The organism is Nocardioides sp. NBC_00163 (assembly GCF_045206295.1).
Taxonomy (GTDB): Bacteria; Actinomycetota; Actinomycetes; order Propionibacteriales; family Nocardioidaceae; genus Nocardioides.
This window is the reverse complement of sequence record NZ_CP108155.1, coordinates 5905764-5922564: the sequence shown is the minus strand read 5'-3', so window position 1 is coordinate 5922564 and position 16801 is coordinate 5905764. Positions and strand designations below refer to the sequence as shown.

Here is a 16801-nt window from a genome sequence, read left to right as displayed (position 1 = left end):
GGTTCGGCGAATGGCACCAGTGTGACCCTACGATGTGCGGATGGACGATACGGGTGTGGTCAGGGCGCCGTACCTCGGGCGTCCGCTGCGCCTGGAGCCGTTTCGAGCGCTCTCGTTGGCCCCTTCACGGATCGGGGACCCGACCTCCGCGCGGCTCTACTCCCGCCCCTATCGAGGGGTCGCTTCCCGGATCAGCTCGTGGCTGGCGCGTGGCGATCTGCGCCAGCACCAGGACCTCGCGCTCTACCTCCACGAGTACACCGCCGCCGGGATCACCGTTCGTGGCGTCGTCGGGATCCTCGACGTCTCGCACCGCACCGAGGACCCCGCGGTTGCCGCGGTCATCCCCCACGAGGGCGTACGCACCGCCCAGGCTGAGCAGCTCGCCTCCCGGATGCGGCAGATGAGGGTGCATCCGGCGCCGATCCTGCTCACCTACCACGCTCCCGACGGGATCGCGGCTCTGCTCGACCGGGTGCAGAGTGGCACTCCCGAGGAGCAGTACGACGACCACGGCGGCCAGCACCATCGCGTCTGGGCGATCACCGACGAGGCGCTGATCGGGCAGCTGCGCACCGCATGGGCGGACCAGCAGGCACTGATCGCCGACGGACACCACCGCTACGCGGCGTACGCCGAGCTCCAGGGGCTCGCCGAACCCGGCGACGGCGCCGCGACCGACTTCGGTCTGGCGATGCTGATCGACCAGGACGACACGCCGTTGCAGCTCGGGGCGATCCATCGGGTGCTGGCCGGGGTGAACCTGCGCGATCTACGGGCGGCGGCCGAGTCGGTCGGCGCGGAGTGGACCGCCGGCAGCCGCGACGCCGCCCTGGGCAGGCTCGGACCCGGTGTCATCGTGCTCAGCGACGGCCGGGGCTGGGCGACCCTCGACGTCGACACCGCCAACAGGCCGATCACCGGTGATGTCGGCTATCTGCACGACCGCGTCCTCCCGGAGCTGCGCCGACAGCCGTCGCGAGTGCTGCACGCCCACCAGGTCGACGCCGCGCTGAAGCGGGCCCGCCCGGGTCGTGATGTCGCGGTGCTGTTGGCAGCACCGACCTTCGACACCATCCTCTCCTCCGCCTCGATCGGGCAGCTGCTCCCGGAGAAGGCGACCTCCTTCCAGCCCAAGCCGCACCCGGGCGTGCTCATCCGTCTTCTGGACTCGGCGCGGCTGGAGAAGTCTCGCCACTAGCTCGCCTGCCTGGCCGCGGCGGCCGCTCTGCTCACTCGTCTGGCCGACGACACCTCCACCTCGGTCATCGACTGCAGCCGGCCGCCGGTCTTGAAGAACCGGCGACGCAGGGAGCCGTTGACCTCGATGACGTCTCCGACCTGCCAGGTCATCGCCGCTCGCCGGACCCGGGCGACCCAGGTGTGACACTCGAGCGCGTCGATCTGCACCCGGCTCCCTCGGCGTTTGTCGCGCGGCCTGTTCACGACCACCCGGAACGCGGTGAGCTGATCCCCGCTGGGCAGCTCCTTCTCCTCAGCGGCCAGCGACAGCCGACCGATCAACCGCACCTCGTTGACCGTCGCCAGCCCGCCGGCCGGCCCCATCCGCTCGCCATCGTCCGGTGATGGCTCCTTCTCTACCCTTGCGACCGTCATCTCGATCACCTCCGACCACCATCCTGATCAGGGGCACCGACAGTTCCGCCCGGGCCTGTGCGGCCTGTGGAGAACCGCGGTCCGAACCGGGCCTGTGGACGGTGATCGGCCCGTCCGGCTAGCTATCGGAGGGCTTTCGCCGGCCGGTAGGGCGAGACGGTCGGGTCATCTGCGACCCAGAACCGCCAGGGACGGTCCGGGGCGAGACGCAGCCCGACGCGCGGCCCGGCCGCGACCTCGATCCCCGCCCACGTCTCGTCCGGCGCCAGGTCCAGCTCGAAGTCGGTCGTCCCGTTCATCGCGAGGTCGATCCCGAGCGCCGAGCAGAGCCGCGCCGGTCCTCGGGCGAGATCGACGTCGCGTACCGGTCCACGTCGCTCCCGGGCGATCTCGATCCCGTCGATGATCTCGCCGGCACGCAGCAGGATCCCCCCGGGCTCACCCTCCGGATGGCAGACGAGGTTCGCGCAATAGTGCATGCCGTAGGTGAAGTAGACGTAGAGCCGCCCGGGTTGACCGAACATCACCCGGTTGCGGTTCGTCTCGCCCCGGAAAGCGTGCGAGCCGGGATCGTCGGCCGCGTACGCCTCCACCTCGGTCAGCCGCACCTTCACGCCGTCGAAGGACAGCGTCGCCCCGAGGAGCCGCGGAGCGGTCACCTCGGGGCGCTGGTTCAACAGGTTCGCGAGCACTACGAGGGACGGAACCCGGCTGCCTTGGCCCGGAGCTCGGCGAGCTGCTCGGCGACCCGGTCGGGAGCCGTGCCACCTCGGCCGTCGCGGGACGCGACCGAGCCTTCGATGGTCAGCACCAGGCGTACGTCAGGGGTCAGCGCCGGCGAGATCGTGGCGAACTCCTCGTCGGTGAGCGCGTCCAGCTCCACGCCGCGCTTCTCCGCCGCCTGGACGCAGGCGCCGGCGAGCTCGTGCGCGATCCGGAAGGGGGTGCCCTGCCGGACCAGCCACTCGGCGATGTCGGTGGCCAGCGAGAAGCCTTGCGGGGCGAGCTCGGCCATCCGGTCGGTGTTGTACACCAGCGTGGCGACCTGGCCGGTGAAGGCCGGGAGCAGCACCTCGAGGGTGTCCAGGGAGTCGAAGACCGGCTCCTTGTCCTCCTGCAGGTCGCGGTTGTACGCCAGTGGCAGCGCTTTCAGCGTCGTCAGCAGCCCGGTCAGGTTGCCGACCAGGCGTCCGGCCTTGCCGCGGGCGAGCTCGGAGATGTCCGGGTTCTTCTTCTGCGGCATGATGCTCGAGCCCGTCGACCAGGAGTCGTGCAGCGTGACGAAGTCGAACTCCTTGGTCGCCCACAGGATGATCTCCTCGGCGATCCGGCTGATGTCGACCCCGATCTGCGCGCACACGTAGGCGAACTCGGCGACGAAGTCACGCGAGGCGGTCCCGTCGATCGAGTTGGCGCTCGAACCGGTGAAGCCGAGCTCGGAGGCGACCAGCTCGGGGTCGAGGCCGAGCGACTGCCCCGCGAGCGCCCCGGACCCGTAGGGCGAGTCGCACACGACCCGCGCCTGCCAGTCGTTGAGCCGGTCGACGTCGCGCAGCAGCGACCAGGCGTGGGCCATCAGGTGGTGGGAGAGCAACACCGGCTGGGCGTGCTGGAGGTGCGTACGTCCGGGCATGATGCTGGGCCCACCTGGAAGGGCCATATTCGCGTCAGCCTGAGCGGCGAGCGCGTCGATGAGATCGAGCACGAGCCCACGAAGCACCCGCTCGTGGTCGAGCAGATAGCTCCGGAACAGGGTCGCGATCTGGTCGTTGCGCGAGCGCCCGGCCCGCAGCTTGCCGCCGACGTCGGGTCCGATCTCCTCGATGAGGAGCCGCTCCAGCGCGCCGTGTACGTCCTCATCCGAGGCAGCCGGAAGCAGCCGCCCGGCGGTGAACCGGTCGGCGAGGACGTCCAGACCCCGGTGGATCTCGTTCTCCTCGTCACCGGTGAGCAGCCCGGCCGCCCCCAGCGCCTTCGCATGGGCGTGGGACCCGGCGATGTCGTAGAGCGCCAGCCGCCAGTCGAACTGCGTCGAGCGCGAGAGCGCCTCGAGCTCCGGCGACGGACCACCGGCGAACCGGCCGCCCCAGAGCTTGCCCTCGTTGGTGGTGTTGGCAGGCGTGGTCACGACTCTCCTCGTACGGCTTTGATGGCGATCTCCATGATGTCAGGAAGTGCGGCCGGCGACGCGGTGCCCTCGGCGCGGAGCTTGTCCGGCGTCCACCAGCCGGCCTGGACGACCGACCCGACCTCGATCGTCTCCAGGTTGGCGAAGCTGATCTCGACCTCACGGTCGAGCGCGAGGGCGAAGTAGGTGTTGTGTCCGCTGTAGTCGACGCCGTTCCAGCTGTACTCGTCGGCGTGGATCTGGACAGGGCCGATCAGCGCCTCGGGCAGGACCCGGATGCCGGCCTCCTCCCACAGCTCCCGCGACGCGGCGCGTACTGCGTCCTCGCCGGGATCGATGGCGCCCCCGATGCTGGTCCAGTAGGCGCCCCGCGACGGGTTCCCCGGGTCGGTGTCCTGCAGAAGCAGCACCTCGCCGTCGGCGCTGACCGGGAGAACCCGCGCGGACTCGCGGTGCACACGCACCATCAGTCGTTGCCCGCCTCCAGCGCGGCCTCGTCCAGGATCGTGTCGTCCAGGACGGACGCCTCGGCGGGAAGAGCGGCCGGGAGCGGCTTGCCGTCGGTGGCGGCGATGCGGTCGAAGCCGCCGGCGGGCAGCTCGCCGAAGAGGGTGCCGTTCTCGACGAGCACCGTTCCCTGGTCCAGGGGATGCCCGGCGTAGATCTCCAGCTTGGAGCGGGAGTCGGCGATGTCGAGGTTGCGCATGGTGAGCTGGCCGATGCGGTCGACGGGGCCGAAGGCGGCGTTCTCGACGCGCTCCATGGAGAGCTTCTCGGGGTGGTAGGAGAAGTGCGAGCCCTCGGTGTTGAGGATCGTGTAGTCCTCGCCGCGACGCAGCCGAAGCGTGACGGTCCCCGAGACCAGCGAGGCGATCCAGCGCTGGATCGACTCGCGCAGCATCAGCGCCTGCGGGTCGAGCCAGCGGCCCTCGTAGAGCAGCCGGCCGAGCTTGCGTCCCTCGTTGTAGTAGTTGGACATCGTGTCCTCGTTGTGCACCGCGTTGAGCAGCCGCTCGTAGGCCGCCCACAGCAGCGCCATGCCCGGCGCCTCGTAGATGCCGCGGGACTTGGCCTCGATGATCCGGTTCTCGATCTGGTCCGACATGCCCAGGCCATGGCGGCCGCCGATCGCGTTGGCCTCGTAGACCAGCTCGACGGGGTCGGAGTAGGACTTGCCGTTGATCGCGACCGGGCGGCCCTCGACGAAGGTCACCGAGACGTCCTCGGTCTCGATGGCGACCGACGGATCCCAGAACTTCACGCCCATGATCGGCTCGACCGTCTCCAGCGACACGTCGAGGTGCTCCAGGGTCTTGGCCTCGTGGGTGGCGCCCCAGATGTTGGCGTCGGTGGAGTAGGCCTTCTCGGTGGAGTCGCGGTAGGGCAGGTTGTGCGCGACCAGCCACTCCGACATCTCATGGCGTCCACCGAGCTCGTGGACGAAGTCGGCGTCGAGCCACGGCTTGTAGATGCGCAGCTCGGGGTTGGCCATCAGGCCGTAGCGGTAGAACCGCTCGATGTCGTTGCCCTTGAAGGTCGACCCGTCGCCCCAGATGTTGACGTTGTCGGCCTGCATGGCCCGGACCAGCATGGTGCCGGTCACCGCACGCCCCAAAGGCGTGGTGTTGAAGTACGCACGGCCACCGGAGCGAATGTGGAAGGCGCCGCAGGCGAGCGCGGCCAGGCCCTCCTCGACGAGCTGCGGCTTGATGTCGATGGCGCGGGCGATCTCGGCGCCATAGGCCATCGCACGGTCCGGTACGCCGGAGATGTCGGGCTCGTCGTACTGCCCGATGTCGGCGGTGTAGGTGCACGGCACCGCGCCCTTGTCGCGCATCCAGGCGACCGCGACGGAGGTGTCGAGACCTCCGGAGAAGGCGATGCCGACGCGCTCACCCTTGGGAAGGGAGGTCAGGACCTTGCTCACGAGATGTTGCTCCTTGCTCTGAAACTTTACGGAATGTCTGTGGTCTTGCCGGCGAGGCTGAGGAAGCGGTTGACGAGCGCAGCGCCGCCCTTGGGCTCGCGGCCGATGACGAGCACGGTGTCGTCGCCGGCGATGGTGCCGAGGATGTCGGGATATTCGGCTCGGTCGATCGCGGAGGCGAAGTACTGGGCACCCCCTGCAGGAGTACGCAGCACCACGAGGTTGCCACTCCCGTCGGCGCTCACCAAGAGCTCTCGGGCGAGTCGGCCGAGCTTGCTGCGTCCGCTGGCCGACTCCCCCGGTGCGACCGCCGTGCGGTCACCACCCTCGCCGGGAACCGCGTAGACCAGCGCACCCGAAGGCGCCCGCACCTTCACCGCGTCGAGCTCGTCCAGGTCACGCGAGAGCGTCGCCTGGGTGACGTTGACCCCGTGGGCGAACAGCGCCTCGGAGAGCTCGGTCTGGGACCGGATCTCCTTGCCCCAGATGATGTCGACGATGAGGGACTGGCGCGCGCCCTTGGTCGCTGGCCGCTGGGTCTCGTTCGTCGTCATCGTCGCTCCCACAGGAAGGCCAGGATCGCCTTCTGGGCGTGGCGTCGGTTCTCCGCCTCGTCCCACACCAGGCTGCGCGGACCGTCGAGCACCTCGGCCTCGATCTCCTTGCCGCGGTAGGCGGGCAGGCAGTGCAGCACGACCGCGTCGGGGTCGGCGTGGCCGAGCAGGTCGGCGGTGAGCGCGTAGGGCGAGAAGACCGCGACCCGCGCGGCCGCCTCGCTCTCCTTGCCCATCGAGACCCAGGTGTCGGTGATGAGTACGTCGGCCCCGGCTGCCGCCGCGACCGGGTCGGAGGTCACCGTGACCGAGCCGCCGGTCTCCTCGGCGATCTCCTTGGCCCGGACCAGCACCTCCGCGTCGGGCGCGTAGCCGTCCGGCGCGCCGAACCGGACGTGCATCCCGGCGATCGCTCCGGCCAGCGCCCAGGAGTTGCCCATGTTGCAGGCCGCGTCGCCGAGGAAGGCCGCGGTCAGGCCCGCCAGCGATCCCTTGTGCTCGCGCAGCGTCTGCAGGTCGGCGAGCAGCTGGCAGGGGTGGAACTCGTCGGTGAGCGCGTTGACGACCGGGACCCCGGAGTGGGCGGCCATCTGCTCGAGGTCGGTCTGTGCGAACGTACGCCACACGATCTCCCCCGCCTGTCGGCCGAGGACTCGGGCGACATCGGCGACGGACTCCCGCTCGCCGATCCCGGCCAGGCGGCCGTCGACGAGCATCGAGTGACCGCCGAGCTCGGCGATCCCGGAGGAGAAGGACGCCTGGGTGCGCAGCGTCGGCTTGTCGTAGATCGTGGCCACGGTCACCGGGCCGGCGAGCGGCTTGGCGGCGTAGGGGTCCTGCTTCATCGCTGCCGCGAGCGCCAGCACCTCGGCCTGCTCGGCCGGGGTGAGGTCGTCGTCGCGGAGGAAGTGTCTGGTCACTTCGCCCCCGCCTCCTGGGCCGCGTCGAGGATGGACGGCCAGGCGGCCAGGAGGCTCTCGGCGTCGTCCTCGGTGAGCACGAGCGGCGGGACGATCCGGATCCGCTCGGGCGTGGCGTTGTTGAGGATGAAGCCCGCCTCGAGGGCGGCCGCGGCGACGGCGCCCGAGTCGAGACCGGCGAGAACCGCTCCGATGAAGAGGCCCTCCCCGTCGACCCTGGCGACCCGCGGGTCGGCGGCGAGGCCGTCGCGCAGCTTCTGGCCGAGGACGGTGACGTGCTCGAGGAGCCCGTCGGCCTCGATGGTGTTGACCACCGCGAGACCTGCCGCGCAGGCGACCGGGTTGCCACCGAAGGTGGTGCCGTGGTTGCCGGGCTCGAAGAGCGTCGCGGCCCGGCCCAGACCGATGCAGGCACCGATCGGGAACCCGCCACCGAGGCCCTTGGCGAGAGTGACGATGTCGGCGGTGATGCCCGAGGTCTCGTGGGCGAACCAGCGACCCGTGCGGCCCAGACCGGACTGGATCTCGTCGAGCCAGAGCAGGGCGCCGTGCTCGTCGGCCACCGCCCGCGCCGCCGCCAGGTAGTCGGCGGGCGGCACGATGACGCCGGCCTCGCCCTGGATCGGCTCCAGGATGATCGCCGCGGTCTCGCCGGTGACCGCCGCGGCCAGCGCCTCGGCGTCGCCGTAGGGGACGAAGGTGACCTCGCCCGGCAGCGGCTCGAACGGGGCCCGGTAGGCCTCCTTGGCGGTCAGCGCCAGGGCGCCCATCGTCCGGCCGTGGAAGGCGCCCTGGACAGCCACGATGTGCTTCCGCCCGGTGCGTCGGGTCAGCTTGAAGCCGGCCTCGTTGGCCTCGGTGCCGGAGTTGGTGAAGAAGACCCGGCCGGTCTCGCCTCCGGGGACCCGGGCGAGCAGCGCCTCGGCCAGCTCGACCTGCGGGTGGGAGGTGAAGAAGTTGGAGACGTGGCCGAGGGACTCCATCTGGGAGGTCACCGCGGAGACCAGCGCCGGGTGGGCGTGGCCGAGCGCGTTGACCGCGATGCCGGCCAGCAGGTCGACGTACTCCTTGCCGTTCTCGTCCCACACGTGGGCACCCTCGCCTCGGGTGAGGACCAGCTTGGGAGCGCCGAAGGTGTTCATCAGCGCGCCGGCGTAGCGCTCGCCGTACGAATTCGACGCCGTGGTGGTCATTTGTCGAGCTCCCTTGCCTTGCGGGTCTTGGTGGTGACGCCGGGGAGCACCTGGGTGCCGACCCCCTCGGCGGTGAACAGCTCCAGCAGTACGGCGTGCTCGGCGCGGCCGTCGACGACGGTGGCGCGCTTGACGCCGCCCTTGACCGCCTCGAGGCAAGCGCTCATCTTCGGGATCATCCCGCTGGCCAGCTCCGGAAGGATGCTCTCCAGCGCTTCGGGACTGATCTCGCCGATGACCTCCTCGGGGTCCGGCCAGTCGAGGTAGAGGCCCTCGACGTCGGTCAGGACCAGCAGCTTCTCGGCCTCGAGCGCGACCGCCAGGGCTGAGGCGGCGCGGTCGGCGTTGACGTTGTAGACGGCGCCGTCGATGTCGGGCGCGACGCTGGAGACGACCGGGATCCGGCCGGCCTGGATGAGGTCGAGGACCGACTCGGGTCGTACGTCGACGACCTCGCCGACCTGGCCGAGGTCGATCTCCTCGCCGTCGATGATGGTGCTGGCCGGCTCGGCGGTGAAGAGTCCGGCGTCCTCGCCGGAGAGCCCGACGGCCAGCGGACCGTGCTCGTTGATCAGCCCGACGAGCTCTCGCTGCACCTGGCCGACCAGGACCATCCGGACCACGTCCATCGCCTCCGGCGTGGTCACCCGCAGCCCGCCGCGGAACTCCGACTCGATGCCGAGCCGGCCGAGCATGCTCGAGATCTGAGGGCCGCCGCCGTGCACCACGACCGGCTTGAAGCCGGCGAACCGCATGAAGGCGATGTCCTCGGCGAAGGCACGCTTGAGCTTGTCGTCGGTCATGGCGTTGCCGCCGTACTTCACCACGACGATCTTGCCGTGATACTCCTTCAGCCACGGCAGGGCGCCGGCGAGCGTACGCGCCTTGGCGGGGTCGGGCCGACCCGGCTCGTGGGCCACGGTCTCCAGATCGATCACGGGGCCACTCCAACCGTCGTCAGGCCCGTGGTCTCCTCGAGACCGAGCGCGAGGTTCATGCACTGGATCGCTCCCCCGGCGGTGCCCTTGGCGAGGTTGTCCTCGGCACCGACGACGACCAGCCGCCCGGCGGCCTCGTCGACGGTCACCTGCAGGTGGACAGCGTTGGAGCCGAGCACGGCCTGGGTCTGGGGCCACTGGCCCTCAGGCAGCAAGTGGACGAAGGGCTCTTCGCCGTACGCCTTCTCGTAGACGGCGCGCGCATCGGCAGCCGTCACGCCCTCGCCGAGCTTGGCTGAGCAGGTGGCCAGGATGCCGCGCGGCATCGGCACCAGCACCGGGGTGAAGGAGACCGACACCTCGCCGTCGACCAGCGCGGAGAGGTTCTGGACGATCTCGGGGGTGTGCCGGTGGACGCCGCCGACACCGTAGGCGCTGACGTTGCCCATGACCTCGGCACCGATCAGGTGCGGCTTGGACGACTTCCCGGCGCCGCTGGTGCCGGTGGCGGCGACCACGACGACCTCGGGCTCGACGATGCCGGCCTCGACCGCCGGGGCGAGGGCCAGGGTGGAGACGGTCGGGAAGCAACCCGGCACCGCGATCCGGCTGGCCGTGGAGAGCGCGGCGCGCTGCCCGGGAAGCTCGGGGAGCCCGTAGGGCCAGGTGCCGGCGTGGTCGGTGCCGTAGAACTTCGTCCACGTCTCGGCGTCGGCGAGCCGGTAGTCGGCGCCGCAGTCGATCACGACCACGTCGTCGGGAAGGCCGGCCGCGATCGGCCCGGACTCGCCGTGCGGCAGCGCCAGGAAGACGACGTCGTGACCGGCCAGGGTCTCGGCGGTGGTGGGCTCCAGGACTCGGTCGGCGAGCGGGATCAGGTGGGGCTGGAGGCTCCCCAGGGTCTTGCCCGCGCTGGAGGCGGCGGTCAGGGCACCGATCTCCACCTCGGGGTGGGCCAGCAGCAGCCTGAGCAACTCACCTCCGGCATATCCACTGGCACCGGCGACGGCGACGCGCTTCTTCGTCATGTGCATGAACATACGTCAGGCTGCATGTATGTCGCAAAACCCGTTCGGAGATTGAGACGAGGGCGCTTAGTGTTCGCTCCATGACAACCCGCCTCACCCCCACCGCCTACCTCGACCACATCCGGTCGGAGTCGGCGCGCTTCCGTGCCGTACTCGCTGACACGGACCCCACCGCCCCGGTGCCGACCGCACCGGAGTGGACCGCGGCCGACCTGCTGTGGCACGTCGCCGCCGAGGTCCAGCACTTCTGGACGTACGTCCTGGAGACCCGGCCCGCCGCACCCACCAGCGAGACCTACTCCGAGCCAGAGCGCCCGGAGGACGCGACCTACCAGGACCTGCTCGCCCACTTCGACGAGCTCAACGCCAGGTTCATCAAGACCCTGGAGCAGACCGGGCCCGAGGAGCCCACCTGGTCCTGGTCGCCGGACCAGACGGCCGCCTTCACCTACCGCAGGCAGGCCCACGAGATCCTCATCCACCGCCTCGACGCCGAGCTCACAGCCGGCGCCGTGACGCCGCTCGACCCGGCCCTGGCCGCTGACGGGATCGACGAGATCCTCGATGTCTTCTACGGCGGCAAGCCCGACTGGGCGAGGTTCACCGGCGGCGGTCAGTACGTACGCGTCGACGCGGTCGACACCGACACCCAGACCTGGGTCGAGCTGGGCCTCGTCTCCGGCACCCGCCCCAACGGCGACAGCCTCGAGGACGAGCCCGACCTCAGCGTCGTCTCCCAGGACGAGATCCCTGGCGGCACCGAGCCCGACGTGGTCATCGAGGGCACCGCGGCCGACCTGGACGCCTGGCTTTGGCGCCGGCGCGACGACGAGGGCATCAAGGTCACCGGCGACAAGGACGTCTACGAGCACTTCCGCGCGTTGACGAACCAGGCGATCACCGACGACTAACCTCACGCCCATGATCAAGCACCTGGCGGTCTTTCTCGGCTCCCGCGACGGCAACGACCCGGCGCTCTCGGAGACGGCCTACGAGGTCGGCAAGGGGCTCGCGGAGCGCAGGATCGAGCTGGTCTACGGAGCGGGCGGCGGGGGCCTGATGGGCCAGATCTCCCAGGGCGCGATCGACGGCAACGGCAAGGTCTTCGGCGTGATCCCACGGTTCATGGTCGAACGCGAGTGGGGTCGCGTCGAAGGCGCGCCGGGGATGCAGACGGTCGTGGTCGACAGCATGCACGAGCGCAAGGCGCTCATGGCCGAGCGCGCCGACGCCTTCCTCGCGCTCCCCGGCGGGATCGGCACCCTCGAGGAGCTCTTCGAGGTCTGGACCTGGCAGACCCTCTCCCTGCACGGCAAGCCGGTCGGCCTGCTCAACATCAACGGCTTCTGGGACCCGCTCGTGGAGATGATGGAGCGCATCGCCGCGGCGGGCTTCCTGCACGGCTCCCCCGCCGAGTCGCTGGTCGTGGGCGACGACCTCGACGACGTCCTCGCCCGCCTCGACGCCGCCCGCTGAAACCGGGCACTGAAACCGGGCTGGCAGTCGTGAAACCACGGTGAAGGCGCCCTGAAACCGGCGCCCCACACCCTGGGAGCATGACAACAACCACCGAACTGGCCGTATCGGCCTCGGGTCTGGTCAAGACCTTCGGAGACTTCACCGCGGTCGACGGGATCGACCTCGAGATCCGCCGCGGAGAGGTCTTCGGCGTACTCGGTCCCAACGGCGCCGGCAAGACCACGACCTTGAAGATGCTCGCGACCCTGCTCCCGATCGATGCCGGCAAGGCGGAGATCTTCGGGGTAGACGTCAAGGCGCACCCCCACCAGGTGCGTCAGCTCGTCGGCGTGACGGGGCAGTACGCCTCCGTCGACGAGAACCTCACCGCCACCGAGAACCTGGTCCTCTTCGGCCGCCTGCTGGGCATGTCCGGCAAGTCCGCCCGGGCCGCCTCGGAGGAACTGCTGGAGTCCTTCGGGCTCCAGGAGGCCGCCAAGCGTCAGATCTCGAAGTTCTCCGGCGGCATGCGCCGCCGCCTCGACCTCGCCGCCTCGCTCCTGTCCCGCCCGCCGCTGATCTTCCTCGACGAGCCGACCACCGGGCTGGACCCACGGACCCGGGGCCAGATGTGGGACACCATCCGTACGCTTGTGGCCGGCGGCTCCACCGTCCTGCTGACCACGCAGTACCTCGACGAGGCCGACCAGCTCGCCGACCGGATCGCGGTCATCGACCGCGGCGTCAAGGTCGCCGAAGGCACCTCGGAGCAGCTCAAGACCTCCGTCGGCAACTCCACGCTGCACCTGCGCCTGAGCGACAAGACCCAGGTCGCCACCGCCGCCGCCGTGGTCGAGAAGGTCACCGGCGATCATCCGGTGCTCACTCCCGAGGCGGGCGGCGTCAACGTCCCGCTGGCCGATGCCGACCGCGCCGCCGACGTGCTCATCGGCCTTCGCCACGCGGGCATCTCGATCACTACCGCCAACGTGCAGCAGCCGACCCTGGACGAGGTCTTCCTCGCCCTGACCGGTCACGGCACCGAGAGCCCCCAAGACTCAGCGCACACCGACGTCCACACCGACATCCACACCGAGGAGGTGGCCTGAGATGGCTGCACTGATCTCCACGTACGCCGTCGCCGACCGCCCGCTCAAGGCTCGCCCGGGCGTGGGCGAGACGATCGGCCAGACGCTGACCATGGCCCGTCGCGCGTACATCAAGATGATGCGCAACCCCGAGCAGTTCTTCGACGTGACGATCCAGCCGCTGCTGTTCACCGCCATGTTCGCCTACATCTTCGGCGGCGCGATCTCCGGTGACGTGAAGTCGTACCTGCCGACCATCATCACCGGCATCCTGGCCCAGACCGCGCTGACCGCCTCGATGGCTCGCGGCACCCAGCTGCGCGAGGACATGGACAAGGGTGTCTTCGACCGGTTCAAGGCGCTCCCGATCGCCCGGATCGCGCCGTTGGCCGGTCCGGCGGTCGCCGACCTGCTCCGTTACGGGATCGCGGCGACGCTGACCATCGTGGTCGGCCTGCTGATGGGCTACCGGCCCGGTGGCGGCGTGGCCGGGGTGGTCGCCGGCTGGGCGCTGACCATCTTCGCCGGCTGGTCGCTGAGCTGGATCTTCACCTGGCTCGGCACGGTCCTGAAGACCGCGGGCGGGGTGCAGGGCCTGGGCATGATGATCATGTTCCCGCTGACCTTCCTCTCCCCCGCGTTCGTACCGAAGGAGACGATGCCCGACTGGCTGCAGCACTTCGTCGACGTCAACCCGGTCACGCTGGTCATCAACGCCACCCGCGACCTGATGAACGCCGGCGACGTCACCCTGAGTGTCGTGTGGGCGCTCGTCGGCTGCGCCGCGGTCGTCGCGATCTTCGCGCCGCTCTCGGTGTGGAGCTACAGCAAGAAGCTCTGACGGCTCCCGGGTCTCAAGCCAGGCGGGCGATCACGCCGCGGGCCTCGTCCAGCAAGGCGAGCCCGCGGCGTTCGCCGTACTCCTCGCAGACCCGTTCCATTACGCCCGGCGCGAGCCGGGTCGCGTCGGCGACCGCACGCTCCCAGCGCATGTCCAGGAACGAGCGGGAGTACCCGAACCGGTCGGCCAGCACGACCAGCCGCACCGACTCCTCGCGCGGCAGCGCGTCCCGCAGCAGGCCCCACAGCCCGAGCGCGAGCAGCACCATCCCGGTGACGGGATAGTCCTGAGCCCGGCGTTCCTCGGAGACCAGGCGCGGCGCCTTCCCCATCAGGGCCTCGAAGAGGTCGGAGCCCTCCGCGCCCTCACCGTGCCGGGCGCAGGCGACCACGGTGACCGCCTCGGCCGCCACACGCCACGGCACCAGATCGGGGTCGTCTGTGAACCCCGGGAACGGCATCTCGCCCATCGTCTCCACCACCTCGCGGAACAGCGCGAGCCCCTCGCCGACCCGTCCCTGGGCGAGGAGGAGCTGCGCCCGGGCGCCGTGGACGGCGCCCCTGGAGCCGAAGCCACCGCGAGGCTGCTCGTCGGCGAGCTGGGCAAGGATCTCGGCGGCCTCCCCGAGGCGGCCCTGCTCCACGGCGTACGTGAACAGGATGGCGTGGGTCTGGACGAGGTCGTCGTCGGCACCGAGACGACGCAGGACCGGGACGGCCTCGCGGGCGTGCTCGGCGGCCTCGCCGAGACGGCCGAGCTGGGCATAGAGGCCGCTGAGCTGGGCGTGCAGCATCGCCTGCGGCCAGAGGCCGCCGTCGGTGCCGGTCAGGCGCAGCGCCTCCCTCCCCGCGGCGACAGCACCCTCGGGGTCGCCGAGGTTCTCCCGCTCGTGGCTGAGGAAGGTGTAGGCCCGAGCGCGTACCTCCTGGTCGGGGTCGGTGACCAGATCGGCCAACTCGTTCTCCAGCGGCCGGCCAGTTCCGCCGGCGACACTGCCGGCCATCGCCTGCATGACCTTCAGCATCACCCTGAGCTGTGGGTCCGCGGCCTCGGCGCCGATCCGGTCCAGGATCGTCATCAGCCGCTCGAGGCCGGAGCCACCGGTGACGGCGGCGCCGAAGAGCAGCAGGGCCAGCACGAGCCGGGTCTTCTCCAGCAGCTCTGGCGGCGGCTCCCACTCGGCGAGCAGATCGGCGACCGGTCCGGCCAGCATGATCACCCGCTGGTGCTCGCCCGCGATGGTCCAGAAGACACCCATCGCGCAGAAGAGACGGATCACCGACTCGGCCTCGTCGTCGGCCAGGACCTGGCGAAGGATGTCGGCGAGGTTGCTCTCCTCGGCCCGCAGCTCGTCCATGGCGTCGAACTGCTCCGGGGAGTAGATCCGGCCGGCACTCGCGTCGGCGTAGTCGCGCGCCCAAGCGCGCTGCGCCGCCCGGGCCGCGGCGTCCTCGCCGGCGTCGATCAGCTGCATCCGGCCGAACTCGCGGACGGTCTCGAGCATCCGGTAGCGGAAGCCCAGCGGTGCGTCGACGACGGTCAGCAGCGACTGGTCGACGAGATCCTCGATCGCGGCGAACGTGTCGGCGCCGAGCATCGCCTCGGCCGCCGCGAGGGTGAACCCGTCGTGGAAGACCGAGAGCCAGCGCATCGCCCGCCGCTCGCGCTCGGAGAGGAGGTTCCAGGACCAGTCGATGACCGCGACCAGGGTCTGGTGGCGGTCGGGGGCGCTGCGGTCGCCACCGCGCAGCAGCTCGAACCGGTTCTCCAGCCGCCGCGCGATCTCGTCGACCGACATCGCGCGCACCTTCACCGCCGCCAGCTCGATCGCCAGCGGCAGGCCGTCGAGCCGGGTGACGATCTCGTCGACCCGGCCCTCGTCGAGGTGGACCCCGGGCCGCGCGGCGACGGCACGGCGCCGGAACAGCTCGCTGCCGTCGTACGTCCCCAGCCGGCCGAGCGGGTAGACCCGCTCCGCGCCGATGGCGAGCGGACTCCGGGAGGTGGTCAGCACGGTCAGGTCGCGCACCGTCGCGACCAGAAAGGCGACCAGGTCGGCGACGGCGGCCACGATGTGCTCGCAGTTGTCGAGCACGAGCAGGGTCGGCACGCCGTCGAGCTGCTGCGCGATCCGCGACCGCACGTCGGCACGCTGATCGGGAGTGAGCCGGTCACGGTGGGCGACCGAGTCGCGTACGCCGAGAGCCGAGCCGACCTCGCTGACCACGTCCTCGGGAGCGGTCACGCCGACCAGCTCGACGAAGTGGACCACCGGCTGCTCGGCGCCGTGGGCGATGACCTGGGCCAGGCTGGTCTTCCCGAGTCCGCCGGGACCGAGGATCGTGACGACCCGTGAGCCCTTCAGCAGGGCGGAGACCTCGGCGGCGTCCTGCTCGCGGCCGATCAGCACGTCGGCGTCGTGACGCAGCCCCGAGCGCACCGGGCGGTCGCGCGCGAGCAGTTCGGCATGGACGGCCCGCAGCCGCGGGCTCGGGTCGACCCCGAGTCCGTCGGCCAGCCCGGTCCGGTACGTCTCGAAGCGCTCCAGCGCCGCCGGCACACCGTGCACCGCGGCGACCGCCCGCAGCACCGCCTCGGTGATCTCCTCGTCGGGGTCGAGCCGGACGAGCCGTTCGAGGAGCGGGAGCGCCTCGGCGTACCTCTTCTCGGCGGCCAGCCTCAGTGCCTCCGGACGCAGCGACCAGGCGTCGACCTCGCCGGTCCGGAGGTTGAGGCGGTAGCCCCGCGGCGTACGTTCGATGGCGCTGGAGTCGGTCGCCGTCCGGGCCCGGGAGACCACCACCTGGAGCGCCTTCGACGGGTTGGCCGGGACGTCGTCTCGCCCCCAGATCTCCTCGACCAGAGCACCCTCCGAGGCACCTCGCGGACCGGCCTCGACCAAGGCGCGCAGCAGCGCCCGGGTTCGCTCGCCGGCCACCGGCGCGCCCGCCCAGGTGACCTCGTCCAGCACACTCAGCGTCGTCACAGCCGCCATTCTGTCATAGCGATATATCGCGTACGTACGGGATAGATCCCAGCCTCTCCCCGACGCGTCGCCCGCATGTAACACGTCGTTCGTAGGACTGCTCGCCCCATTAGATAGGGCGAG

At 70.6% G+C, this 16801-nt stretch carries 16 protein-coding genes; 5 read left to right on the top strand and 11 right to left on the bottom strand.

Annotation, left to right across the window (positions count from 1 at the left end):
- Positions 1-40: 40 nt before the first annotated feature.
- Complete coding sequence (locus tag OG801_RS28280; RefSeq protein WP_406032481.1) at positions 41-1201, top strand: DUF1015 family protein; 1161 nt, start codon at positions 41-43, stop codon at positions 1199-1201.
- Here OG801_RS28280 and OG801_RS28275 read toward each other — a convergent pair.
- The 10 genes from OG801_RS28275 to argC all read right to left on the bottom strand — a co-directional run bounded on the left by OG801_RS28275 (position 1198) and on the right by argC (position 10311).
- Positions 1198-1617 carry a single-stranded DNA-binding protein gene (locus OG801_RS28275; RefSeq protein ID WP_160023780.1) on the bottom strand — a complete coding sequence of 140 codons (420 nt, stop codon included), beginning with the start codon at positions 1615-1617 and terminating at the stop codon, positions 1198-1200. The genes OG801_RS28280 and OG801_RS28275 overlap by 4 nt on opposite strands.
- A 122-nt stretch (positions 1618-1739) precedes the next feature.
- The gene (locus OG801_RS28270) at positions 1740-2309 is read right to left on the bottom strand and encodes a DNA-3-methyladenine glycosylase (RefSeq protein ID WP_406032478.1); all 570 of its coding nucleotides are present in this window, start codon (positions 2307-2309) and stop codon (positions 1740-1742) included.
- Entirely contained in the window at positions 2309-3745 is a 1437-nt protein-coding gene (gene argH, locus OG801_RS28265) for an argininosuccinate lyase (RefSeq protein ID WP_355017231.1), read from the bottom strand. The genes OG801_RS28270 and argH overlap by 1 nt, the downstream gene beginning before the upstream one ends.
- The gene (locus OG801_RS28260; protein WP_406032477.1) at positions 3742-4212 is read right to left on the bottom strand and encodes an NUDIX hydrolase; all 471 of its coding nucleotides are present in this window, start codon (positions 4210-4212) and stop codon (positions 3742-3744) included. The genes argH and OG801_RS28260 overlap by 4 nt, the downstream gene beginning before the upstream one ends.
- Complete coding sequence (gene argG, locus OG801_RS28255; protein WP_406032475.1) at positions 4212-5672, bottom strand: argininosuccinate synthase; 1461 nt, start codon at positions 5670-5672, stop codon at positions 4212-4214. The genes OG801_RS28260 and argG overlap by 1 nt, the downstream gene beginning before the upstream one ends.
- A gap of 26 nt (positions 5673-5698) precedes the next feature.
- Positions 5699-6226, bottom strand: coding sequence for an arginine repressor (locus OG801_RS28250; protein WP_141804442.1), 528 nt, complete (start codon positions 6224-6226; stop codon positions 5699-5701).
- On the bottom strand, positions 6223-7146 hold the full coding sequence (gene argF, locus OG801_RS28245; RefSeq protein ID WP_355017228.1) for an ornithine carbamoyltransferase: 924 nt from the start codon (positions 7144-7146) through the stop codon (positions 6223-6225). Before argF ends, OG801_RS28250 begins: the two co-directional genes overlap by 4 nt.
- Positions 7143-8339 carry an acetylornithine transaminase gene (locus OG801_RS28240; protein ID WP_406032473.1) on the bottom strand — a complete coding sequence of 399 codons (1197 nt, stop codon included), beginning with the start codon at positions 8337-8339 and terminating at the stop codon, positions 7143-7145. Before OG801_RS28240 ends, argF begins: the two co-directional genes overlap by 4 nt.
- A complete protein-coding gene (argB, locus tag OG801_RS28235; RefSeq protein ID WP_406032471.1) occupies positions 8336-9277 on the bottom strand; it encodes an acetylglutamate kinase in 942 nt (313 codons plus the stop codon). Before argB ends, OG801_RS28240 begins: the two co-directional genes overlap by 4 nt.
- A complete protein-coding gene (argC, locus tag OG801_RS28230; protein WP_406032469.1) occupies positions 9274-10311 on the bottom strand; it encodes an N-acetyl-gamma-glutamyl-phosphate reductase in 1038 nt (345 codons plus the stop codon). The genes argB and argC overlap by 4 nt, the downstream gene beginning before the upstream one ends.
- Before the next feature lie 74 nt (positions 10312-10385).
- Between argC and OG801_RS28225 the strand changes: the two genes are divergently transcribed.
- The 4 genes from OG801_RS28225 to OG801_RS28210 all read left to right on the top strand — a co-directional run bounded on the left by OG801_RS28225 (position 10386) and on the right by OG801_RS28210 (position 13692).
- Positions 10386-11216: a maleylpyruvate isomerase family mycothiol-dependent enzyme gene (locus OG801_RS28225; RefSeq protein ID WP_406032467.1), complete on the top strand. Its 831-nt coding sequence runs from the start codon at positions 10386-10388 to the stop codon at positions 11214-11216.
- Between the two features lie 10 nt (positions 11217-11226).
- On the top strand, positions 11227-11781 hold the full coding sequence (locus OG801_RS28220; protein ID WP_355017224.1) for a TIGR00730 family Rossman fold protein: 555 nt from the start codon (positions 11227-11229) through the stop codon (positions 11779-11781).
- An 80-nt stretch (positions 11782-11861) separates the two neighbouring features.
- Positions 11862-12872, top strand: coding sequence for an ATP-binding cassette domain-containing protein (locus OG801_RS28215; RefSeq protein ID WP_406032465.1), 1011 nt, complete (start codon positions 11862-11864; stop codon positions 12870-12872).
- A 1-nt stretch (position 12873) separates the two neighbouring features.
- A complete protein-coding gene (locus tag OG801_RS28210; protein WP_406032463.1) occupies positions 12874-13692 on the top strand; it encodes an ABC transporter permease in 819 nt (272 codons plus the stop codon).
- 13 nt (positions 13693-13705) lie between these two features.
- Here the strand turns inward: OG801_RS28210 and OG801_RS28205 are convergent, their stop codons facing one another.
- The gene (locus OG801_RS28205) at positions 13706-16678 is read right to left on the bottom strand and encodes an ATP-binding protein (protein WP_406032461.1); all 2973 of its coding nucleotides are present in this window, start codon (positions 16676-16678) and stop codon (positions 13706-13708) included.
- Between the last annotated feature and the right edge of the window lie 123 nt (positions 16679-16801).